Here is a 21,864-nt window from a genome sequence, read left to right on the forward strand (position 1 = left end):
CGTTCGTTCGCCCCCTCGAACAAGTCAGGGGGCGTGACGGTCTTGTCCGGAGCGCCGTTCAGAGGCTAACTTCTCACTACATAGAAAGCGCTTGCTGTGACGTTCACCAGTCGCCCGTCCCGCGACGGCCCCCGCCGCGTGACAGGTGGGGCGTACGCGGCGCGCGGACCGCGTACGAAGGGAACGACGTGACACGCAAGACGGTGCGTATCGCCATGAACGGTGTGACCGGACGCATGGGTTACCGGCAGCACCTCGTCCGCTCCATCCTGGCCCTGCGCGAGCAGGGCGGACTCGACCTCGGCGACGGCACCGTGCTGTGGCCGGAGCCGGTCCTGGTCGGCCGCCGCGAGCACGCGCTGAGGGCGCTCGCCGAACGCCACGGCCTCGACCACGTCTCCACCGACCTGGACGAGGTCCTCGCCGACGACAGCATCGACATCTACTTCGACGCACAGGTGACCTCCGCCCGCGAGGACGCCCTCAGGAAGGCGATCGCCGCCGGCAAGCACCTCTACACCGAGAAGCCCACCGCCACCGGCCTGGACGGCGCCCTGGAGCTCGCCCGCCTGGCGAACGCCGCCGGCGTCAAGCACGGCGTCGTCCAGGACAAGCTGTTCCTCCCCGGCCTGCTCAAGCTGAAGCGCCTGATCGACGGCGGCTTCTTCGGGCGGATCCTGTCCGTGCGCGGCGAGTTCGGCTACTGGGTCTTCGAGGGCGACTGGCAGGAGGCCCAGCGCCCGTCCTGGAACTACCGCGCCGAGGACGGCGGCGGCATCGTCGTCGACATGTTCCCGCACTGGGAGTACGTGCTGCACGAGCTGTTCGGCCGCGTGAGGTCCGTCCAGGCCCTCACCGCCACCCACGTCCCGCAGCGCTGGGACGAGAACGGCAAGCCCTACGACGCCACCGCCGACGACGCCGCCTACGGCGTCTTCGAACTGGACGGCGGCGCGATCGCCCAGATCAACTCCTCCTGGGCGGTCCGCGTCAACCGCGACGAACTCGTCGAGTTCCAGGTCGACGGCACCGAGGGTTCCGCCGTCGCCGGGCTGCGCAACTGCCGCGTCCAGCACCGCTCCGCCACCCCCAAGCCGGTCTGGAACCCGGACATCCCCGTCACCGAGACCTTCCGCGACCAGTGGCAGGAGGTCCCCGACAACCAGGAGTTCGACAACGGCTTCAAGGCCCAGTGGGAGCTGTTCCTCAAGCACGTCTACGCCGACGCCCCCTACCACTGGGACCTGCTGGCCGGCGCCCGCGGCGTCCAGCTCGCCGAACTGGGCCTGAGGTCCTCGGCCGAGGGCCGCCGCCTCGACGTACCGGAGATCGCGCTGTGACCCTCCACCTGCCCGACGCGAACGGCACCCTCAGGGCCTACGAGCCCCGCACCGAGCCCTTCGCCCCGACCCCCGGCGCCCCCTTCACCTCCCGCACGGTCTTCTCGGCAGCGCACGTCGTCGCCGACCCGTACGCCGACACCACCCCCGACTCGCCGGCGGCCGTCGACTGGGACGCCACCCTCGCCTTCCGCCGCCACCTGTGGTCGCACGGCCTGGGCGTCGCCGAGGCCATGGACACCGCGCAGCGCGGCATGGGCCTGGACTGGGCGGGCGCGGCCGAGCTGATCCGCCGCTCCGCCGCCGAGGCGAAGGCGGTCGGCGGCCGCATCGCCTGCGGCGTCGGCACCGACCAGCTCACCGGCGGCACCCTCGCCGAGGTCCGCGCGGCCTACGAGGAACAGCTCGCGGTCGTGGAGGAGTCGGGCGCGCAGGCCATCCTCATGGCGTCCCGCGCCCTCGCCGCGACGGCACAGGGCCCGGACGACTACCTGGAGGTCTACGGCCACCTGCTCCGCCAGTCCGCCGAGCCCGTGATCCTGCACTGGCTCGGCCCGATGTTCGACCCGGCGCTGGAGGGCTACTGGGGCTCGTCCGACCTCGACGCGGCCACCGGCACCTTCCTGGAGGTCATCGCCGCCCACCCCGACAAGGTCGACGGCATCAAGGTCTCCCTCCTGGACGCCCGCCGCGAGATCGACCTGCGCCGCCGCCTGCCGCGGGGCGTGCGCTGCTACACCGGCGACGACTTCCACTACCCCGAGCTGATCGCCGGCGACGAGCAGGGCTTCAGCCACGCCCTGCTCGGCGTCTTCGACCCGCTCGGCCCGCTCGCGGCGGAAGCGGTCCGCGTGCTCGACACCGGGAACACCGAGGGCTTCCGCGCCCTCCTCGACCCGACCGTCGCACTCTCCCGCCACCTCTTCCAGGCGCCCACCCGCTTCTACAAGACGGGCGTGGTCCTCCTCGCCTGGCTCGCGGGCCACCAGTCGCACTTCACGATGGTCGGCGGCCTGCAGTCGGCCCGCTCCCTGCCGCACCTCGCCCGCGCCTACGAACTCGCCGACGGACTCGGCCTGTTCCCCGACCCGAAGCTGGCCGAGGAGCGGATGAGGACCCTGCTGCACCTGTACGGAGTGACCCCGTGACCGACCTCTCCCGCTTCAGCATCAACCAGATGACGGTCAGGCAGCTGTCCCTGCCGGACCTCGTCGACGCCTGCCGGGACCTCGGCGTACCGGGCGTCGGCCTGTGGCGCGAGCCGGTCCAGGAGTACGGCGTCGGGGCGGCCGCGAAACTGGTCCGCGACGCGGGTCTGACGGTGACGACACTGTGCCGCGGCGGCTTCCTCACCGCGAGCGACCCCGACGAGCGGGCGGCCGCCCTGGCCGACAACCGCCGCGCCGTCGACGAGGCGGCGACCCTCGGCACCGACACCCTGGTCCTGGTCTCCGGCGGGCTCCCGGCCGGTTCCAAGGACCTGCGCGGCGCCCGGGAACGCATCGCGGACGCGCTCGCCGAACTCGGCCCCTACGCCGGGGAGCACGGGGTGAGACTGGCCATCGAGCCGCTGCACCCCATGTTCGCCTCCGACCGCTGCGTGGTCTCCACCCTCGCGCAGGCCCTCGACCTCGCCGAGCGCTTCCCCGCCGGCCAGGTCGGCGTCACCGTCGACACGTACCACGTCTGGTGGGACGACACCGCGCCCGCGCAGATCGCCCGCGCGGGCGCCCAGGGCCGCATCCACACCTTCCAGCTCGCCGACTGGACCACCCCGCTGCCCGCGGGCGTCCTCAACGGCCGCGGCCAGATCGGCGACGGCGCGATCGACATGCGGGAGTGGAAGGCCCACGTGGAGGCGGCCGGGTACACGGGCCCCATCGAGGTCGAACTCTTCAACGACGCGCTGTGGGCCCGGGACGGCCGCGAGGTCCTCGCCGAAACGGCGGCACGCTTCGTGGAACACGCGGCGTAGGGACCCGCTCCCCGCCGTGCACGGCCCCACGGAAAAAATCACCCGCGGACCGTGCAACCCTCCCCGCACCTCGCGGGTCGTACTTCGCGTCAGGACTTCTGGGAGGGGACCCGGGGGGGACTCGAGGGGTTCTGACGGGGGAGGGACCGAGGGGGCCCGGTCGACGGACCGGGCCCCCTCGAGAGTGCGTCGGGCGGTGCCTCAGAAGAACACCCCGCAGCGCAGCAGCACGTTCGCGTACGGCCGTGCCTCACCGGTGCGGACGACGAGCCGCGCGCCGGCGCTCAGCTCCTTGAGCCGCTCGTGCGGCACCAGCGCGAGACCGGGGAAGTGGCCCGTCAGCAGGTCGGCCGCCGCCGGATTGGCGTCCCGTACCTCGGCCGCGGCCGTCGCGCCCTCCACCACCAGCTCCGCCAGCAGACCCTGGAGCACCTCGGCGAAGGAGGGCACCCCCGCCCGGAAGGCGAGGTCCACCACGCGCGGCCCGTCGGGAATCGGCATCCCGGCGTCGCACACCAGCACCCCGTCGCCGTGCCCGAGTTCGGCCAGGGCGCCGGAGAGGTGCCGGTTCAGGATTCCGTGCCTCTTCACAGCCCGGCGACCTCCGCCGCCGTCGGGAAGGACACCTGCGCCCCCTCCTTCGTGACCGTCGCCGCACCCACCCGGGCCGCGTACGCCGCCGCCTCGGCGAGCGGCTCGCCCGCGCCCAGCCGCCAGGCCAGCGCCGCGGTGAACGCGTCACCCGCACCGGTGGTGTCCACGGCGTGCACCGTGACGGAAGGAACCCGGGCCACGCCGTCCGCGGAGGCCACCAGCGCGCCCTCGCCGCCCAGCGTCACCACCACCGAACGGGGCCCCTTCGCCAGCAGCAGCCGCGCCCAGTCCTCCGGTTCGTCGCTCACCCCGGCGGCGTCGCCCAGAACGACCTTCGCCTCGTGCTCGTTGACGATCAGCGGGTCGCAGGCCGTCAGCACCTCCGCGGGAAGCGGACGCGGCGGGGACGGGTTCAGCACGAAGCGGCTGCCCGGCGCCAGGTTCCGCACCACCTCCACCACCGTCTCCAGCGGGATCTCCAGCTGCGTGGACACCACCCGGGAGGCGTGGAAGAGGCTCGCGGCCGTCCGCACGTCCTGAGGTGTCAGCCGGCCGTTGGCGCCCGGGGAGACGACGATGCTGTTGTCCCCCGACGGGTCCACCGTGATCAGCGCGACCCCGGTCGGCGCCCCGCCCACCAGCACCCCCACCGTGTCCACCCCGGCCGCCCGCTGCGAGTCGAGCAGCAGCCGCCCGTGCCCGTCGTCGCCGACCCGGGCCAGCAGGGCCGTACGGGCACCGAGCCGGGCGGCCGCGACCGCCTGGTTCGCGCCCTTGCCGCCCGGGTGGACGGCCAGGTCGGAGCCGAGCACGGTCTCCCCGGCGCCCGGCCGGCGCTCGACACCGATCACCAGGTCGGCGTTGGCCGATCCGACGACCAGGAGGTCGTAGTCGTACATGAATCGCTCCCCGATCCCGGACGTCAGCCCTCGAAGCCGGCGACGTTCTCCTTGGTGACCACCTTCACGGGCACCTTCACCATCTTCTCCACGTTCTTGCCGTCGGCGGCGCGCAACGCGTTCCTCACCGCGATCCTGCCGAGTTCCGACGGCTGCTGCGCGACGGAGGCGTACAGCGTGCCGGCCTCGACCGCCTTCAGCCCGTCCGGCGTGCCGTCGAAGCCGACGACCTGGACCGACTTCCCGGCCTTGGAGCCGAGCGCCTTGATCGCGCCGAGCGCCATCTCGTCGTTCTCCGCGAAGACGCCGCTGATGCCGGGGTGCGCCTGGAGCAGGTTCGTCATCACGTCCAGGCCCTTGGTGCGGTCGAAGTCCGCGGGCTGCTTGGCGACGACCTTGATGCCCGGGTAGTCCTTCAGGCCCTCGGCGAAGCCCGCGCCGCGCTCCCGGCTGGCGGAGGTGCCGGCCTGGCCCTGCAGGATGACGATCGTGCCCTTGCCGCCGAGCTTCTCGGCGAGCGCCCTGGCCCCCAGCGCGCCGCCCTCGACGTTGTCGGAGGCGACCAGCGCGGCCGTGTCCGCCTTGTTGACGCCGCGGTCCACCGCGACGACCGGGATGCCGGCCTTGTTCGCGCCGCGCACCGCGGGACCGGCGGCGTCGGAGTCCACCGGGTTGACGACGACGGACGAGAGCGAGCCGCTGGTGAAGTTCTGCAGCTGGTTGGCCTGCTGGGAGGCGTCGTTCTGCGCGTCGGTGACCGTCAGGTCGACGCCCAGCCTCTTCGCCTCCTCCTCGGCCCCGGCGCGGATCTGCACGAAGAACGGGTTGTTGAGCGTCGACAGCGACAGGCCGATCTTCTGCGTCTTCGCGGCCGAGGATCCGTTGTGCAGCAGCGAGGTCGCGCCGACGACCGCGACGGCGACGACGGCGGCGATGACGTACGTGAGTGCCTGCTTGCCCCGGTCGCCGCCCCCGGACGCCCCGGCCGCCGGAGTGGTCGCGCCCGCCTTGCGGCGCAGCGTGTCGAACAGCACCGCCAGCGCGATCACGACACCGATGACGACCTGCTGCCAGAACGCGGACACCGACAGCAGGTTGAGGCCGTTGCGCAGCACCGCGAGGATCAGCGCGCCGATCAGCGTGCCCGATGCCTTGCCGGTGCCGCCCGCGAGGGAGGCGCCGCCGATGACGACGGCGGCGATCGCGTCCAGTTCGTAGCCCTGCGCGGCCTGCGGCTGCGCGGAGGACAGCCGGGAGGCGAGCACGATGCCCGCGGCGGCGGCGAAGAGGCCGGAGAACGCGTAGATCGCGAGCTTCTGCCGCTTCACGCGCAGGCCCGACAGCCGCGCGGCCTCCTCGTTGCCGCCGATGGCGTACATGGAGCGTCCGATGTACGTGCGTCCGAGCACGAAGGCGGTGAGCAGCCCCATGACGACCATCACGAGCACCGGCACCGGCAGCCAGCCGCCCAGCGTGTCACCGAGGTGGGAGACCGAGTCGGGGAAGGCGATGGGCGAGCCCTGGGAGATGACGAGCGACAGACCGCGCCCCACCGACAGCATGGCCAGCGTCGCGATGAACGGCGGCAGCTTCCCGTACGAGATGAGGAAACCGTTCACCAGACCGCAGGCGATGCCCGTCGCGACGGCGAGGAGGACCGCCAGGGCGACCGGGATCCCGGCCTCGGTGGCGCTCCACGCCAGCACGGTGGCGGACAGCGCGGCGACCGAGCCGACCGACAGGTCGATGCCCGCCGAGACGATCACGAAGGTGACGCCGAAGGCGAGGATCGCCGTCACGGCGGCCTGGACGCCGACGTTGAGGAGGTTGTCGGCGGTCAGGAAGTCCCCGGACAGCGCCGACATGGCGATCACGAGGACGATCAGCGCGGTCAGCGCGCCGTTGTCGAGGAGCAGGCGGCGCAGGCCGCCCGTGGCGCCGCCCTGCGCGCCCGGCTTGCTCTTGAGCGTGTCAGTGGCCACCGGAGGCCTCCGTTCCGTTGCTGTGGGGAGTACTGACGGCGAGGGCCATCACGGCGTCCTGGGTCGCCTCGCCGGCGGCCAGTTCGCCCGCGACGCGCCCCTGCGCCATGACGACCACCCGGTCGCTCATGCCGAGCACCTCGGGCAGATCGCTGGAGATCATGAGCACCGCGGCACCCGCGGCCGTCAGTTCGTTGATCAGCTGGTAGATCTCGACCTTCGCGCCGACGTCGATGCCGCGCGTCGGCTCGTCGAGGATCAGCACCTTCGTGTTCGCCAGCAGCCACTTGCCGATGACGACCTTCTGCTGGTTGCCGCCGGAGAGCGTCCGCACGTGCTGCCCGAGGCCGGCCATCCGCACCCCGAGCTGCCCGGCGATCCGCTCGGCGGCCTCGTACTGCCCCTTGAGGTCGACGAGCCCCGCGCGGGAGCTGGACCGCAGGGTGACCAGGCCGAGGTTCTCCGCCACGGAGGCGTCGAGCACGAGCCCCTGCCCCTTGCGGTCCTCGGGCACCAGCCCGATCCCGGCCGCCATGGCGGCGTTCACGTCGTGGCGCCGCAGCGGGGTTCCCGCGACGTGCACGGCCCCGGCGTCGTACGGATCGGCGCCGAACACGGCCCGGACGACCTCGGTCCGCCCGGCACCGACGAGCCCCGCGATGCCGACGACCTCACCGGCCCGCACCTCGAAGCCCACGTCGTGGAAGACACCGTCCCGGGTCAGCCCCTCGACCGTGAGCAGCGCGTCACCGGCGGCGGCACGCTCGCGCGGGTACTGCTGCTCGATGGACCGCCCGACCATGAGCCGGACCAGCTCGTCCTCGGGGGTGGAGGCGGGCACCTGCCCGACGCTCCTGCCGTCCCGGATGACGGTGACGCGGTCCCCGAGGGCGGCGATCTCCTCCAGGTGATGGGTGATGAAGACGATCCCGACCCCGTCCTCGCGCAGCCGCCGCACGATGGCGAACAGCTTCTCGACCTCCTCGGAGGTCAGTACGGCGGTCGGCTCGTCCATGACGAGCACGCGCGCGTCCAGGCTGAGCGCCTTGGCGATCTCGACCATCTGGAGCCGCGCGATGCCGAGTTCGCGCACGCGGGCTCGGGGGGAGACGCTCACGCCCACCCGCTCCAGCAGCACCTCGGCGTCGGCGTCCATCTTCTTCCGGTCGATCATCCCCAGCCGGCGCGGCTGGCGCCCGAGGAAGATGTTCTCGGCGACCGTCAGATCGGGAACGAGGTTGAACTCCTGGTAGATGGTGGCGATCCCGAGCCGCTCGGAGTCCTGCGCACCCTGGATGCGCACCTCCTCGCCGCCGACCACGATCCGGCCGACGTCGGGCGTGTAGGCGCCGGAGAGCATCTTGATCAGCGTGCTCTTGCCCGCGCCGTTCTCACCGAGGAGCACGTGCACCTCGCCCCGGCGGAGGTCGAAGTCGACGCCGTCGAGCGCGACCACGCCGGGGAAGGTCTTGCGGATGCCCTCGATGCGCAGCAACTCGTCCGGACTGCGGCTGCTCACGGCGTACTCCTTCGTACGGGGGACGGGGGTTCTTGGGAGGCCGGCTCACCGCAGGAACGGCGGACGACCAGCCGTGCCGGGAGGGTGACGGACTCACCGGTCCGTCCCTCGATCCGGTCGACCAGCGCGCGCACGGCGGCGCGTCCCAGCTCGCCGGTCGGCTGGGCGATGGCGGTGATCGGCGGATCGGTGTGCACGAACCAGGGGATGTCGTCGAACGCGGCCAGCGCGATGTCGTCGGGGACCCGCAGCCCGCGCGCCCGGATGGCGTCCAGGGCGCCGAGCGCCATGAGGTTGTCCGCGGCGAACACGGCCTCGGGCGGCTCGTCCAGGCCGAGGAAGCCCTCGGTGACCCGGCGCCCGCTGCCGGCCCGGAAGTCACCCTGGCCGACGTAGGCGTCGGGCAGGGCGAGCCCGTACGCGCCGAGCGCCTCCCGGAAGGCGTCCACGCGCTCGCGGCCGGTGGTGGTGGCGGCGGGCCCGGCGATGATCGCCAGCCGCCGGTGCCCGAGCTCGTACAGATGCGCGACCAGGTCCCGTACGGCGGCCCGCCCGTCCGACCTGACGACCGGCACGTCGACGCCGGGGATCCAGCGGTCGACGAACACCATGGGCGTCCCGGCCCGCGCGGCACCCAGCATCCCGGGCGACCCGCCGTCGGTGGGGGAGACGAGCAGCCCGTCGATACGCCGGTCCAGCAGGGTGGTGACGTGGTGGTCCTGGAGATCGGGCCGCTCGTCGGCGTTGCCGATGATCACGCTGTAGCCGAGCGCGCGGGCCTCCTCCTCGACGGAGCGGGCCAGCTCGGTGAAGTACGGGTTCATCACGTCGCTGATGACCAGCCCGAGCGTGCGGGTCTGGTCGGTGCGCAGCGACCGGGCGACGGCGTTCGGGCGGTAGCCCAGCGCCTCGACGGCGGCCAGCACGCGCGTACGGGCGTCCGCGCTGACCGACGGATGGTCGTTCAGGACGCGCGACACCGTGGCGACGGACACCCCGGCCCGCGCGGCGACGTCCTTGATGCTCGCCATCGCCGTTCCACCTCCTCGTGGAATCGATTACACGAGGGATTGGAATCGATTACACGGGTGGCTGGCAAGGGGCTGCCGGGTGGCCGAAACCGAATCGTGACCGGCTGGCGGTCCGGACTTCTTCAGGCCGGGGCCACCTGCTGGCGTGCGGGGAGCGGCTCGTGTGTGCCGGGCGCCACTCGCCGGTCGGGGGCGGAGACCGTCCCGTCGCCGGTGCCGTGTACCGGGCAAAGGTGAAGGGGAGGACTGAGGTAGGCGAAACTGGCGTCGGCTTTCGATCCGGTGCGCCGGGCAGTCCTGCTGGTGGCCGGCGACAAAGCCGGAAACTGGCAGCGCTGGTACGACATCAACATTCCGCTTGCTGAAGAGCGGTACCAGGCACATCTGGCTGATCTTGAAACCAGGGAGTACGAATGAGCACCGTGGGCTGGGAGGAGACCAAGCGCAGGGCGCGCGAGCGGCGTGCGGCCTCGGGGCTGCCGGTGCGGTCGCCTCAGGAGAAGCAAGCGGCCATGGACCGGTTGACCGCCGAAGTGCGTGCTCACAAGCTCGCGGAGGTCAGGCGTGAACAGGCGTTGACTCAGCGCCAAGTGGCAGCGTCGATGGGGGTCTCGGCACCTCGGGTCTCCGCCATCGAGCACGGTGAGCTGGATCGCGCGGAGGTCGCGACTTTCCGGGCGTAAGGGGAAGCGCTCGGCGGTCGCTTGCGGCCTGGAAGTCATCCTGGCCGACGTAGGTGTCGGGGAGGTCGAGCCCGTACGCGCCGAGCGCCTGCCGGAAGGCGTTCACGCGATCGCAGTCGGTGGTGGTGGCGGGCCGTGCGATGATCGCCAGCCGCTGGCCGAGCCCGTGCAGGTGCGCGACGAGAACCCGTACGGCTTCGCGCCCGTCCGACCTGACGACCGGCACGTCGACGCCGGGGATCCAGCGGTCGACGAACACTGGTTCGGTGTCGGGCCGCACGAAAGAGGCCATAGCCGCCGCCCAGGGCGGTACACCGGGCACCGTGCCGAGCCCGGGGGCCGGTGGGGCGGCCCCCGGACCGCGGCTCAGCCCAGCGCGGCGGCGAACATCCCCGCCTCGTACGCGCCTCCCCGCTGGTGTGTGATCACGGCGAGCCGGTTGGCCGCGTTGATCAGGGCGACCAGGGCGACCAGCGCGGCGATCTGGTCGTCGTCGTAGTGCTCGCGCACCCGGGCCCAGGTCGCGTCGGACACGCCCTGGCTGGCGTCGGCGAGCCGGGTGCCCTCCTCGGCGAGCGCCAGCGCGGCCTGCTCGGCCTCGGTGAACACCGTGGACTCGCGCCAGGCGGCGACCAGGTGGAGCCGGACCGCGCTCTCACCGGCGGCCGCGGCCTCCTTGACGTGCATGTCGATGCAGTGACCGCAGCCGTTGATCTGGCTGGCGCGCAGCGACACCAGTTCCTGCGTGGACCTGGGCAGCGGTGAGTCGTGGATCACCAGGCCGGCGCCCGCGAACCGCTTGGCGAACCTGAGGCCGATCTCGTTCTCGAACAGGTTGATGCGGGTGTCCATGGCTCGGGCTCCTCTTGCTCGTGTCGGGTCGGACGGACACGAGACGCCGGTGACCCGCCCCCCGTGACGGAAACGGTGGTGTGACGTGCGCCATGGAGCAGGGATGTCACAGAACCGCGCGGGCCGGCGTCTCGTGCGTGTGGTGTCGTCGAGAGCGGACAGGCGGGAGTGGACGTGACCAGCGAGCACGACGGGGGCGACGGGCGGGCGACCGGGCGGCCCGCCGGCACGGGACGTACGGACCCGGCCACCGAGGCCTTCGTCGCCCACCGCAACCTCCTCTTCACCGTCGCCTACGAGATGCTCGGCTCGGCGGCCGACGCCGAGGACGTCCTCCAGGAGACCTGGCTGCGGTGGGCGGGAGTCGATCTCGACGACGTACGCGACCACCGTGCCTACCTCGTCCGGATCACGACCCGTCAGGCACTGACCCGGCTGCGTACGCTCGGCCGCCGCAAGGAGTCCTACGTCGGTTCCTGGCTCCCCGAACCGCTGCTCACCACCCCCGACGTGGCCGAGGACGTCGAGCTCGCCGACAGTGTCTCGATGGCGATGATGCTGGTCATGGAGACGCTCACGCCGACCGAGCGGGCGGTGTTCGTGCTGCGCGAGGTCTTCGGCATCGGCTACGACGAGATCGCCGAGGCCGTCGGCAAGAGCCCGTCCGCCGTCCGCCAGACCGCACACCGGGCCCGCGCCCACGTCGCGGCCCGCCGGCCGCGCGGGACGGTCTCCCCTGCCGAGACCCGTGACGCGCTCGCCGCGTTCCAGCGGGCCGTCGAGACGGGGGACCTGCAGGGCCTGCTCGACGTCCTCGCGCCGGACGTCGTCCTGCTGGGCGACGGCGGCGGCATCAAGCAGGCCGTCCTGCGCCCCGTCCGGGGGGCCGACAAGGTGGCCCGCCTGATGCTCGGGGGCCTGCTCAAGGTGCCCGCCGAGGTCTCGATGGACCCGGTGCAGGTCAACGGCTTCCCCGGCCTGCTCGTCCGGCTCGACGGCGAGCTCGACACGGTGGTGGCGGTACGCCTCGACGACGGCCTCATCACCGGCCTCTACGCCGTACGCAACCCGGAGAAGCTGACGCGGATGCGGCGGCGGACGGCCCTGCACCGCTGAGTCACCCGGCGGGCGGGTGTTCTTTGTCGTACTGCCAGCGCCACAGCGCGCACCACCGGTGGTCGTCCGCGAAGGTGTCGTGTCCGATCCGCCCGATGGCCTCGGCGGTGCGCGGGTCGTCGCGCAGGGCGAGGCCGTAGGCGGCCTCCAGGCGGGTGAGGTGGTCGTCCTCGTCCAGCAGCGCGAACAGGGTCTCGGCGACTGCGGGCGTACGGTCCCGGCAGGAGGCCAGGAGTGCCGCGGCCTCGCCCCGCAGTCCGGTGTCCGGGCCCTCGGCCAGTGCGAGCAGCGCCTGCACGGCGGGGGTGAGCAGGGCGTCGTCGCCGACGGCCACCCGGCAGGCGAGAAGCCGCACCCCGGCGTCCGGGTCGCGGGTGAGGGTGAGCAGCGCGGCCTTGGCCGGGGGCGTCAGGGAAGCGTTCTCGGAGGGCCGGAAGAGCCCGGGCACCTGTCGGCGGACCCGTGCGTCGGAGTGACCCGCGTGGCGCAGCCCGGCAGCCTCCAGACCGGAATGGCCGTACTCGGCGAAGGCTTCGAGCACCTTCGCGAGCATCTCCGCATCCGTCTCCTCCGCCGCCCAGGCGGTCAGGAAGTCACCCTCCTGCTCCGCGTACGGGGAGTCGTACACGAGGACGCCCCGGGTCCGCAGGTACTCCACCACGAAACGGCGGTGTGCCGGATCGGGGTGGTGGCGGTGGGCCACCACCGCCGACCAGGTCTCGAAGCTGCGGCGCTGGAGGAGAACCCGGATCACCTCCCACCACACGGCGTGCTCCTCGTCCGGCTGGCCGGCCGCCCGGGCGACCAGTTCGCCGACCGGGGTCAGGACGCGGAAGGCCCACTCCAGGGCGGTCAGGATGGCGCCGTGCCCGTCCCGTACGACGAGCCCGCCGAGCGAGACCTGGTGGACCTGGTGGTACGCGTCCGCGTCGTCCGGAACGCGGACCGTTTCGGCCGGTCCCGGGGCGTCGGTCCGGCGCCGCAACTCCTCGGCCGCGCCCGTCTCGTACCAGTTACTGGCCAGGGCGAGCAGCCGCTCGCGGGTCTCCCCCGGCAGCCGCAGCCGGGGTTCGGTGCCGAGCACGGCGGTGAGGACGGCGGGGGAGCCGCCGTCGACGGCCCGCCACAGCGGCGTGGTCCCGTCGGGCAGCAGCCGGTCGGGGTCGGCCCCGCCCTCGACCAGTACATCGGCGACGGCGGAGTCGAACGCCGCGACGGCCGTGCACAGCACCGGCAGCCCGTCGTCACCCGGCGCGTCCGGGTCGGCACCTGCGTCCAGCAGCGCCCGCACCGCTTCGACGTCCCCGGCCTGGACCGCCGTTACGAGCCGCCGGTCGACTTCATCCCCGCTCATGAGTGCCGAGCATCCGTGGGAAGCCGCGTACGGACAACTCAATTGTCTGCGATCCCGTCATGCCGCCGACAGCTCGCACCACACGTATTTGCCCCGGCTGCCGTCCCTGGCCAGCGGCTGCCAGCCCCACAGGTCGGCGCACGCCCGCACCATCGCCAGGCCCCGCCCGTCCTCCGACTCGACGTCCGCCTCGAACGGCCTCGGCGGCTGGGGCGGCTCGGGGTCCGCGTCCCACGCCCCGATGCGCAACGTGCCCGGCGGCGACCAGCGCACGCGCAGGGCGGCGGGGCCCTTGGTGTGCCGTACGGCGTTGGAGACGAGCTCGGTCGCGAGCAGTTCGGCGACGTCGACGAGGCGGATCAGCCCATGCATCGTGAGGATCAGACGCAGGGTGCGGCGACTGACGGTGACGGCGCGGAGGTCGTTGGGGATGTACAGGGAGTACTCCCACGGATCGTTTTCGGGCATGCGGAACTCCGTTTCGGGTGTGGGGAGTTGGAGTCGAACCCCGGTGTCGATGCCGCACCCGCCATGGCAGGACGGAGCGGTGCGCTTCCGGTGGCTCGGTGCCGCACGGTGTGCGTCGCGTCACTGAACGTAGATCTAAATATAGGGACGCTGCAAGCCGATCGCGTAATCTGAAGCCGAACGAGTTGCATCAACAGGCGTGTGAGGAGAGCCAGTCGATGGTGAAGAGGCGCGAGCCCACGGCACGCCAGATGCGACTGGCCACTGAACTGCGCAGGCTTCGTGAGGCGGCGGGCCTCAACTCCCGTCAGGCGGCCGCGCTGCTCGGTGTGGCCCCTGCCCAGATCACCCATATCGAGTCCGCACTCGCGGGCGTGAGCGAGCAGCGGCTCCGCCGCCTGGCATCCCACTATGCCTGTACGGACGAGGAGTTCATCGACGCCCTGGTCGCCATGGCCGCCGACCGGACACACGGCTGGTGGGAGGAGTACCGGGGTTTCCTGCCCACATCGTTCCTGGACCTGTCCGAGCTGGAGTACCACGCCCGGTTCCTCCGGCATGTGGCCATCCTGTACGTGCCGGGCCTGCTCCAGACCGAGGACTACTCGCGTGCCGTCTTCTCGTCCAGGTTGCCGGAACTGACGAGTGCAGAAATGGAGTTGCGCATCCAGCACCGCAAGGCGCGCCAGAAGTTCACCATCCCCTACGAAGCGGTGATCCATGAGGCGGCACTCCGGATCAGAGTCAGCGACCGTGCCACCGCAAGGGCCCAACTCGCCCGACTCCTTGAGCTCTCCGACGCGGACCACATCACCGTGCGAGTCATCCCCCTGGACCTGGACGGTTTCGCCAGAGCCTCCAGCACCATGACGTACGTCGGCGGTCCCCTGCCCAAGCTGGACACTGTGGTGCGCGACGCGCTCCACGGATCGGCCTTCATTGATTCCGAGGCCCAGCTCAACACCTATCGAACGAGTTTTCATAAGGTGGAGGCCGTGTCGCTCGACCCCGAACGGTCGCGTGACTTCATCCGCAGCCTGGCGAAGGAGCTGTAGGAACCCCATGGACAACTGGCGAAAGTCGTCCTACTCGGGTCCGGGCGACGGCAACGAGTGCGTCGAGATCGCGACCTCACCCACCCGCACAGCCGTCCGCGACTCCAAGGCCCCCGCCCGGGCCACCCTCACCTTCCCCGCCCCCGCGTTCGCCTGTTTCCTCGCGGGGCTGAAGGGGACCGGACCGGTGGGGACCGGCACGACGTCCTCCGTATGAGGCCGCTGGCGGGTACCGCAGGCCCGTTGTCCCTGCTCCTGTCGGCCGTGGTCGCCGCCGGAACGCTGACCGGCTGCGCGCTGCAGGAACTCGCCGGGGACTGTGAGGGGACCGACGGCCGGGTCAAGGAGATGGCAGGGCTGGACATCCTCGGCTCCCGGCCCGCCGGGGCGACGGTCGCCCGCGGCTTCGAGGAGGTGGACGCCGGCTGCTGGGCGGACAGCGGCGACGTCTCGGTGTACGCCTCCCGGACCTACGCGTTCCCCGGAACTCCGGCCGAAGTGGCCGCGTACTACCGGACGACGGCGGTACGGGACGGATGGCAGCCGGACCCCGAAGCCGTGTCCGGCGACCTGTGCTTCGTCAAGGAGGGGATGGTCTTGCGGATCGTCTTCCTCACCGCCGAGGGCCTCGCGGAGGACGGTCACGGAAGCCGCCCCGACCTCACCACCGGGGCCGGTTACTCGGTCGAGGCCGACACGGTCGTGAACAGCGGCGCGGAGGCGGGCTGCTAGATGACCGATCCGGTATGCAGAAAGGGTCTGTGGCATGTCCAGTGACCGTCTCATGCGCATCCGCAGCGCCGAGTTCCAGGCCATGGCGGAGAGGGTCCTGCGGGTCACCGAGCTCACCTCCCGCCTGAACGTCCTGCCCTTCGAAGACGAAGCGGGCAAGGCGGAACTGTTCGAGCAGATCCTCGGCAAGCCACTGCCGCCGAGAGTCACGGTCTATCCGCCCTTCTACACGGACCACGGCCTGAACCTCGACCTCGCCGAGCGCGTGTTCATCAATCAGAACTGCACGTTCCTGGACTATGCCGGTATCCGGCTCGGCGAGCGCGTGATGATCGGACCGAAGGTCACGTTCATCACGAGCGGTCACCCGGTTGATCCCGAGGAGCGGCGGCTGTACCTCACCGGCGCACCCATCGACGTGGCGGAGAACGTGTGGATCGGTGCCGGTGCCACGATCCTGCCCGGCGTCAGCATCGGCCGTGACGCCGTGATTGCCGCCGGCGCGGTCGTGGCCGATGACGTTCCGCCGGCCAGCTTGGTGACCGGCAGCAAGGCAACCGTGCACCGAACGTGGTGACGGCCGTCCGGATCCACGCCGAGCCCCACCGCGGGCCTCGCTCCTCGACTCCACGAGGTTGATCACCCAGGCGCGCGGACAGGGTAGTGCGACGGCTGGTGGACCATCCGATTATTTCAGTCTTTGCCCTCTGTATCGCTCAAGGCCCGCTACGCTCGCGTGATTCACAAAAGCTGCGATGCGATGGACTGTTGGGGGCCGTGCGCATCCGCTCAGCAGCCGGGGGGAACCGTGCCTGAACCAGATGGCGTGAGATCAAGTGGCAACGCATCGGGGGGAACGACGCCGGACGGCGATGGCCCCGCAGGCGTGCCCGGCCCCGCGGACGGGGAGCGCGGTGGTCATCCGCGTCACCGCTCAGAACAGGTTCGAGCCGCTGCGTTGACCGCGACGGCAACGGTTCTCGCGGCAGCGATCACCGCAGGAGTCGCCATCCTGACCAACACCGTCCGCGTCGATGTGGGTGCACCCGAACCCACGCCCACGGTGACGGTCACCGAAACCAAGCAGGCGAGATCGTCGTCCGAACCCACAACGGAGCCGACGACAGGCGATCCCGTCGATGACGTCGTGCCGGCCCAGGACTCCGTCCTCCGCTCCGGTGAGGGAATCGACATGGTGGCGGACACCAGCCTCGATCTCGATTCGGACGCCCCCAACTGGGACGCCAGGACCTTCACCCACAAGGGAGCGGACCTCTACCTGGACCCGAACAGGTTCATCGGAGGGCTGGACGCTCCCCGGCTGATCGTGACGACGGGAAAGGAGCGCTCCCCGGCGACGTGCAACGCACAGACGGCGCTGGTGGGGACGATCAAGTGGGACGACCTGAGGTCGGGTGTCACGGCCTGTGTGGTGACGTCGGAGCGGCGCTGGGCCTGGGTCGAAGTGCGAACGTATGCCCCCGATCCCTTGAAGCTCACCGTGGACGTGGTCGTCTGGAATGCGGTGGCCTCCACGCCTGATGAGACGTGACCCGAGAGCGCGGGTACGGTGGTGGGCGATGGGCAGCCGCAGCGAGAACCGGCCGAGCACTGACGCTCCGACAGTCGGGGACTGGCGGACGGATCGGATCGGGACCGCGTTGCGGGGCGAGAACCCGACCGTGATGCGCCGGTTGACGTCGGGGTTCGCGGTAATCGGGGATGTGCAGTTCCTGCCGGGCTACTCGGTTCTGCTCGTGGACGAACCGGGTGTGCAGCGGCTGTCCGACCTTCCGAGGGCGAAGCGGCTGTCGTTCCTGTCCGACATGGACCACCTCGGTGAAGCGGTCGAGCGTGCCTGTCGGCGACTGGACCCGGCTTTCCGCCGGGTCAACCTGGAGATCCTGGGGAACACGGACCCGTTCCTGCACGCGCATGTCTGGCCGCGGTTCGAGTGGGAGCCGGCCGACGTGGTGGGTGCTCCGGTATGGCTCTATCCGCCTGAGCGGTGGAGCGACGAGCAGGTCCGACTCGGTCCGCGGCACGACGTGCTGCGGGACGCGATCGGCAGGGAGCTGGACCAGCTCCGTGCGCCATTGCGCCACTGACCAGGACGCAACCCCGCTCAGCACTCGCGGCGCCACAGCTCCAACCCGGAAAGCCGGTCCCCTGATGACCACGGCCGGGTGAGCAGGGAATCGGGCCTGCCGCCCTGTCACACCGCACCGGTACGGTCGGATCATGTCCAACCAGCCATCCGCGGCCCCCGGTGAACGCCGACTCGCCACGCTCGAAGGCGTGCTGGAGCGCATCACGTACGCCAACGAGGAGAACGGCTACACGGTCGCCCGGGTCGACACCGGCCGCGGCGCCGGCGATCTGCTCACCGTCGTCGGCGCGCTGCTCGGGGCCCAGGTGGGGGAGTCCCTGCGGATGGAGGGGCGCTGGGGGTCGCACCCGCAGTACGGGAAGCAGTTCCACGTCGAGAACTACACGACCGTCCTGCCCGCCACGGTGCAGGGCATCCGCCGTTACCTGGGCTCCGGACTGGTCAAGGGCATCGGCCCGGTCTTCGCCGACCGCATCACGCAGCACTTCGGCGTCGACACCCTCACGGTCATCGAGGAGGAGCCCAAGCGCCTCATCGAGGTCCCCGGTCTCGGCCCCAAGCGGACCAAGAAGATCGCCGACGCCTGGGAGGAACAGAAGGCGATCAAGGAGGTCATGCTCTTCCTCCAGACCGTCGAGGTGTCCACCTCCATCGCCGTGCGCATCTACAAGAAGTACGGCGACGCGTCGATCTCCGTCGTGAAGAACCAGCCCTACCGGCTCGCCGCCGACGTCTGGGGCATCGGCTTCCTCACCGCCGACAAGATCGCCCAGTCCGTCGGCATCCCGCACGACAGCCCCGACCGCGTGAAGGCCGGACTGCAGTACGCGCTGTCGCAGGCCACCGACCAGGGGCACTGCTATCTCCCCGAGGAGAAGCTGATCGCCGATGCGGTCAAGCTGCTCCAGGTGGACACCGGACTGGTGATCGAGTGCCTCGCCGAGCTGGCCGCCGAGCCGGAGGACCCCGGAGAGGACCCCGGCGTCGTCCGCGAGAAGGTCCCCGACCCGCAGGGCGGCGACCCGGTCACCGCCGTCTACCTCGTCCCCTTCCACCGCGCCGAGGTCGCCCTCTCCGCTCAGCTGCTGCGGCTCCTGCGCACCGACGAGGACCGGATGCCGGCCTTCCGGGACGTGGCCTGGGACAAGGCGCTCGGCTGGCTCCGCAGCCGCACCGGCACCGACCTCGCCCCCGAGCAGGAGGCGGCGGTCCGGCTCGCGCTCACCGAGAAGGTCGCCGTCCTCACCGGCGGACCGGGGTGCGGCAAGTCGTTCACCGTGCGGTCCATCGTGGAGCTGGCCCGTGCCAGGAAGGCCAAGGTGGTGCTCGCCGCCCCCACCGGCCGCGCCGCCAAGCGGCTCGCCGAGCTGACCGGGGCCGAGGCCTCCACCGTCCACCGCCTGCTGGAGCTCAAGCCCGGCGGCGACGCCGCCTACGACCGGGACCGCCCGCTCGACGCCGACCTGGTGGTGGTCGACGAGGCGTCCATGCTGGACCTGCTGCTCGCGAACAAGCTGGTCAAGGCGGTTCCCCCGGGTGCCCACCTGCTCTTCGTCGGCGACGTCGACCAGCTGCCCAGCGTCGGCGCGGGGGAGGTCCTGAGGGACCTGCTCGCCGCCGGCGGCCCCGTCCCGGCCGTCCGGCTCACCCGCGTGTTCCGCCAGGCCCAGCAGTCCGGCGTGGTGACCAACGCCCACCGGATCAACGCCGGGCAGCACCCCGTCACCGACGGCATGAAGGACTTCTTCCTCTTCGTCGAGGACGACACCGAGGAGGCCGGCCGCCTCACCGTGGACGTCGCGGCCCGCCGCATCCCGGCGAAGTTCGGCCTCGACCCGCGCCGTGACGTGCAGGTGCTCGCCCCCATGCACCGGGGCCCGGCAGGTGCGGGCACGCTCAACGGGCTGCTCCAGCAGGCCGTCACCCCCGGGCGCCCCGATCTCGCCGAGAAGCGGTTCGGCGGCCGGGTCTTCCGCGTCGGCGACAAGGTGACCCAGATCCGGAACAATTACGAGAAGGGGGAGAACGGAGTCTTCAACGGCACCGTGGGCGTGGTCACCTCGCTCGACCCGGTCGACCAGCGCCTGACGGTGCTGACCGACGAGGACGAGGAGGTGCCGTACGACTTCGACGAGCTGGACGAGCTGGCGCACGCCTACGCCGTGACCATCCACCGTTCCCAGGGCAGCGAGTACCCGGCGGTCGTCATCCCCGTGACCACGGGCGCCTGGATGATGCTCCAGCGCAACCTGCTCTACACGGCGGTCACCCGGGCCAAGCGGCTGGTCGTCCTCGTGGGCTCCCGCAAGGCGATCGGGCAGGCGGTGCGCACGGTGTCGGCGGGCCGCCGGTGCACGGCACTGGACTTCCGCCTCGCCGGTTCCCGCCTCTCAGGGGCGTGACGGACCGCTGTGAGCGGTCCGTCACCAAAAAATGATCGATCAAATGAGTCACGAAGGTCACAGAGGCCTTCCGGATCGCGAACACAAGGGGCAGGATGGGCAAGTTGGCGGCACTCAGTGCCGCCAATAGGCCCGATGGTCGACCCCGAGTGCACTCTCCTGAGCCGAGTGGGGGATGGTAGAGACAGTCAGGGCACCTCGAAGATGAGGCACAACGTCGGTGAGGGAAGACGTGAGCGACAACTCTGTAGTACTGCGGTACGACGGCAGCGAGTACACCTACCCGGTGATCGACAGTACTGTCGGTGACAAGGGCTTCGACATCGGAAAGCTCCGCGCCCAGACCGGTCTGGTGACGCTGGACAGCGGCTACGGCAACACCGCCGCCTATAAATCCGCGGTCACCTATCTCGACGGCGAGGCCGGCATCCTCCGGTACCGCGGCTACCCGATCGAGCAGCTGGCCGAGCGCTCCACCTTCCTGGAGGTCGCCTACCTGCTGATCAACGGCGAGCTGCCGACCGTCGACCAGCTGGCGGGGTTCAAGGACGAGATCACGCAGCACACCCTGCTGCACGAGGACGTCAAGAACTTCTACCGGGGCTTCCCGCGCGACGCCCACCCGATGGCCATGCTGTCGTCGGTCGTCTCGGCGCTGTCCACCTTCTACCAGGACAGCCACAACCCGTTCGACGAGCAGCAGCGCAACCTCTCCACCATCCGTCTGCTCGCCAAGCTCCCGACGATCGCGGCCTACGCCTACAAGAAGTCGGTCGGTCACCCGTTCGTCTACCCGCGCAACGACCTCGGCTACGTCGAGAACTTCCTGCGCATGACGTTCTCGGTTCCCGCGCAGGAGTACGACCTCGATCCGACCGTCGTCTCCGCCCTCGACAAGCTGCTGATCCTGCACGCGGACCACGAGCAGAACTGCTCGACCTCCACGGTCCGCCTCGTCGGCTCCTCCCAGGCGAACATGTTCGCCTCGATCTCCGCCGGTATCAACGCCCTGTGGGGTCCGCTGCACGGCGGTGCCAACCAGTCGGTGCTGGAGATGCTGGAGGGCATCCGCGACTCCGGCGGCGACGTCGACTCCTTCATCCGCAAGGTGAAGAACAAGGAGGACGGCGTCCGGCTGATGGGCTTCGGCCACCGGGTCTACAAGAACTTCGACCCGCGCGCCAAGATCATCAAGGCTGCCGCGCACGACGTGCTGTCCGCGCTCGGCAAGTCCGACGAGCTGCTGGACATCGCGCTGAAGCTGGAGGAGCACGCGCTCTCCGACGACTACTTCGTCTCGCGCAGCCTCTACCCCAACGTCGACTTCTACACCGGCCTGATCTACCGGGCCATGGGCTTCCCGACCGAGATGTTCACGGTCCTGTTCGCCCTCGGCCGCCTGCCGGGCTGGATCGCCCAGTGGCACGAGATGATCAAGGAGCCGGGCTCCCGCATCGGCCGCCCGCGCCAGATCTACACGGGCGTCGTCGAGCGCGACTTCGTCCCGGTCGAGGAGCGCTGACCTCCGCTCCGGGCCGCGAACGCATCGGGCCCCGCACACGCCGACGGCTGTGTGCGGGGCTTCGTCGTCGAACACGCGTGCCAAAACACGCGCATGGAAAAGGCGCCCCGGCCGCCGGTCCCCCCACGGGCCGACGAACCAGGGCGCCTTCCATGTCCCGGTGCGGATTCCCCCCACGGGATCCGGCCGGGCGCCTGTGAGGACAGCGCCTGAATCGCTGTATGAGTACG

General features: G+C 71.0%; 21 protein-coding genes and 1 pseudogene. 13 read left to right on the forward strand and 9 right to left on the reverse strand.

The features are described from left to right. Positions 1-188: 188 nt before the first annotated feature. From F1615_RS09245 to F1615_RS09255, 3 genes are read left to right on the forward strand one after another with little or no spacing between them, the layout of a single operon-like run. Positions 189-1,340, forward strand: a complete 1,152-nt coding sequence (locus F1615_RS09245) for a Gfo/Idh/MocA family protein (RefSeq protein WP_167533696.1) — start codon at positions 189-191, stop codon at positions 1,338-1,340. Continuing rightward, positions 1,337-2,488 (forward strand): dihydrodipicolinate synthase family protein, encoded by a 1,152-nt coding sequence (locus F1615_RS09250; protein WP_149548403.1) that lies wholly within the window; start codon positions 1,337-1,339, stop codon positions 2,486-2,488. The genes F1615_RS09245 and F1615_RS09250 overlap by 4 nt, the downstream gene beginning before the upstream one ends. Continuing rightward, on the forward strand, positions 2,485-3,315 hold the full coding sequence (locus F1615_RS09255; protein ID WP_149548404.1) for a sugar phosphate isomerase/epimerase family protein: 831 nt from the start codon (positions 2,485-2,487) through the stop codon (positions 3,313-3,315). Before F1615_RS09250 ends, F1615_RS09255 begins: the two co-directional genes overlap by 4 nt. A 201-nt stretch (positions 3,316-3,516) precedes the next feature. On the opposite strand, the gene rbsD is transcribed toward F1615_RS09255, so the two are convergent. The 5 genes from rbsD to F1615_RS09280 are packed head-to-tail and all read right to left on the reverse strand — an operon-like array spanning position 3,517 to position 9,340. Continuing rightward, complete coding sequence (gene rbsD / locus F1615_RS09260) at positions 3,517-3,906, reverse strand: D-ribose pyranase (protein WP_149548405.1); 390 nt, start codon at positions 3,904-3,906, stop codon at positions 3,517-3,519. Beyond that, positions 3,903-4,808, reverse strand: a complete 906-nt coding sequence (locus tag F1615_RS09265) for a ribokinase (RefSeq protein WP_149548406.1) — start codon at positions 4,806-4,808, stop codon at positions 3,903-3,905. Before F1615_RS09265 ends, rbsD begins: the two co-directional genes overlap by 4 nt. A 23-nt stretch (positions 4,809-4,831) precedes the next feature. After that, positions 4,832-6,790 carry a substrate-binding domain-containing protein gene (locus tag F1615_RS09270; RefSeq protein ID WP_149548407.1) on the reverse strand — a complete coding sequence of 653 codons (1,959 nt, stop codon included), beginning with the start codon at positions 6,788-6,790 and terminating at the stop codon, positions 4,832-4,834. Continuing rightward, complete coding sequence (locus F1615_RS09275) at positions 6,780-8,309, reverse strand: sugar ABC transporter ATP-binding protein (RefSeq protein WP_149548408.1); 1,530 nt, start codon at positions 8,307-8,309, stop codon at positions 6,780-6,782. The genes F1615_RS09270 and F1615_RS09275 overlap by 11 nt, the downstream gene beginning before the upstream one ends. Then, the gene (locus tag F1615_RS09280) at positions 8,306-9,340 is read right to left on the reverse strand and encodes a LacI family DNA-binding transcriptional regulator (protein WP_149548409.1); all 1,035 of its coding nucleotides are present in this window, start codon (positions 9,338-9,340) and stop codon (positions 8,306-8,308) included. The genes F1615_RS09275 and F1615_RS09280 overlap by 4 nt, the downstream gene beginning before the upstream one ends. A 512-nt stretch (positions 9,341-9,852) precedes the next feature. Between F1615_RS09280 and F1615_RS37070 the strand changes: the two genes are divergently transcribed. Further along, the gene (locus tag F1615_RS37070) at positions 9,853-10,023 is read left to right on the forward strand and encodes an XRE family transcriptional regulator (protein WP_425385632.1); all 171 of its coding nucleotides are present in this window, start codon (positions 9,853-9,855) and stop codon (positions 10,021-10,023) included. Here the strand turns inward: F1615_RS37070 and F1615_RS36190 are convergent. Both F1615_RS36190 and F1615_RS09300 read right to left on the reverse strand, forming a co-directional pair. Beyond that, positions 9,998-10,315 (reverse strand): annotated as a pseudogene (locus F1615_RS36190) (LacI family transcriptional regulator); the annotation flags it as partial. The gene F1615_RS37070 and the pseudogene F1615_RS36190 sit on opposite strands and share 26 nt — an antisense overlap. Before the next feature lie 74 nt (positions 10,316-10,389). Beyond that, positions 10,390-10,875: a carboxymuconolactone decarboxylase family protein gene (locus F1615_RS09300; RefSeq protein WP_149548410.1), complete on the reverse strand. Its 486-nt coding sequence runs from the start codon at positions 10,873-10,875 to the stop codon at positions 10,390-10,392. Between the two features lie 174 nt (positions 10,876-11,049). Between F1615_RS09300 and F1615_RS09305 the strand changes: the two genes are divergently transcribed. Further along, positions 11,050-11,991: an RNA polymerase sigma-70 factor gene (locus tag F1615_RS09305; protein WP_167533697.1), complete on the forward strand. Its 942-nt coding sequence runs from the start codon at positions 11,050-11,052 to the stop codon at positions 11,989-11,991. A gap of 1 nt (position 11,992) precedes the next feature. Here the strand turns inward: F1615_RS09305 and F1615_RS09310 are convergent, their stop codons facing one another. Continuing rightward, positions 11,993-13,345 carry an ankyrin repeat domain-containing protein gene (locus tag F1615_RS09310; protein ID WP_149548412.1) on the reverse strand — a complete coding sequence of 451 codons (1,353 nt, stop codon included), beginning with the start codon at positions 13,343-13,345 and terminating at the stop codon, positions 11,993-11,995. Between the two features lie 57 nt (positions 13,346-13,402). Continuing rightward, positions 13,403-13,813: an ATP-binding protein gene (locus tag F1615_RS09315; protein ID WP_149548413.1), complete on the reverse strand. Its 411-nt coding sequence runs from the start codon at positions 13,811-13,813 to the stop codon at positions 13,403-13,405. Positions 13,814-14,031: 218 nt separating this feature from the next. Here F1615_RS09315 and F1615_RS09320 point away from each other — a divergent pair, with 218 nt between their 5' ends. The 8 genes from F1615_RS09320 to F1615_RS09355 all read left to right on the forward strand — a co-directional run bounded on the left by F1615_RS09320 (position 14,032) and on the right by F1615_RS09355 (position 21,634). Then, a complete protein-coding gene (locus F1615_RS09320; RefSeq protein WP_149548414.1) occupies positions 14,032-14,868 on the forward strand; it encodes a helix-turn-helix domain-containing protein in 837 nt (278 codons plus the stop codon). A gap of 7 nt (positions 14,869-14,875) precedes the next feature. Further along, the gene (locus F1615_RS09325) at positions 14,876-15,085 is read left to right on the forward strand and encodes a DUF397 domain-containing protein (protein WP_149548415.1); all 210 of its coding nucleotides are present in this window, start codon (positions 14,876-14,878) and stop codon (positions 15,083-15,085) included. Positions 15,086-15,111: 26 nt separating this feature from the next. Further along, positions 15,112-15,600: a hypothetical protein gene (locus F1615_RS09330; RefSeq protein ID WP_244328675.1), complete on the forward strand. Its 489-nt coding sequence runs from the start codon at positions 15,112-15,114 to the stop codon at positions 15,598-15,600. Positions 15,601-15,634: 34 nt separating this feature from the next. Next, positions 15,635-16,177 (forward strand): DapH/DapD/GlmU-related protein, encoded by a 543-nt coding sequence (locus F1615_RS09335; RefSeq protein WP_208818278.1) that lies wholly within the window; start codon positions 15,635-15,637, stop codon positions 16,175-16,177. Positions 16,178-16,408: 231 nt separating this feature from the next. Next, positions 16,409-17,152: a hypothetical protein gene (locus tag F1615_RS09340; protein ID WP_149548418.1), complete on the forward strand. Its 744-nt coding sequence runs from the start codon at positions 16,409-16,411 to the stop codon at positions 17,150-17,152. A 28-nt stretch (positions 17,153-17,180) separates the two neighbouring features. Continuing rightward, a complete protein-coding gene (locus tag F1615_RS09345; RefSeq protein WP_149548419.1) occupies positions 17,181-17,708 on the forward strand; it encodes a diadenosine tetraphosphate hydrolase in 528 nt (175 codons plus the stop codon). A gap of 133 nt (positions 17,709-17,841) precedes the next feature. Continuing rightward, complete coding sequence (gene recD2, locus F1615_RS09350) at positions 17,842-20,112, forward strand: SF1B family DNA helicase RecD2 (RefSeq protein WP_149548420.1); 2,271 nt, start codon at positions 17,842-17,844, stop codon at positions 20,110-20,112. A 232-nt stretch (positions 20,113-20,344) separates the two neighbouring features. Next, complete coding sequence (locus F1615_RS09355; protein WP_149548421.1) at positions 20,345-21,634, forward strand: citrate synthase; 1,290 nt, start codon at positions 20,345-20,347, stop codon at positions 21,632-21,634. The last annotated feature ends 230 nt before the right edge of the window (positions 21,635-21,864 follow it).

Source organism: Streptomyces marokkonensis (assembly GCF_008312835.1).
Taxonomy (GTDB): Bacteria; Actinomycetota; Actinomycetes; order Streptomycetales; family Streptomycetaceae; genus Streptomyces; species Streptomyces marokkonensis_A.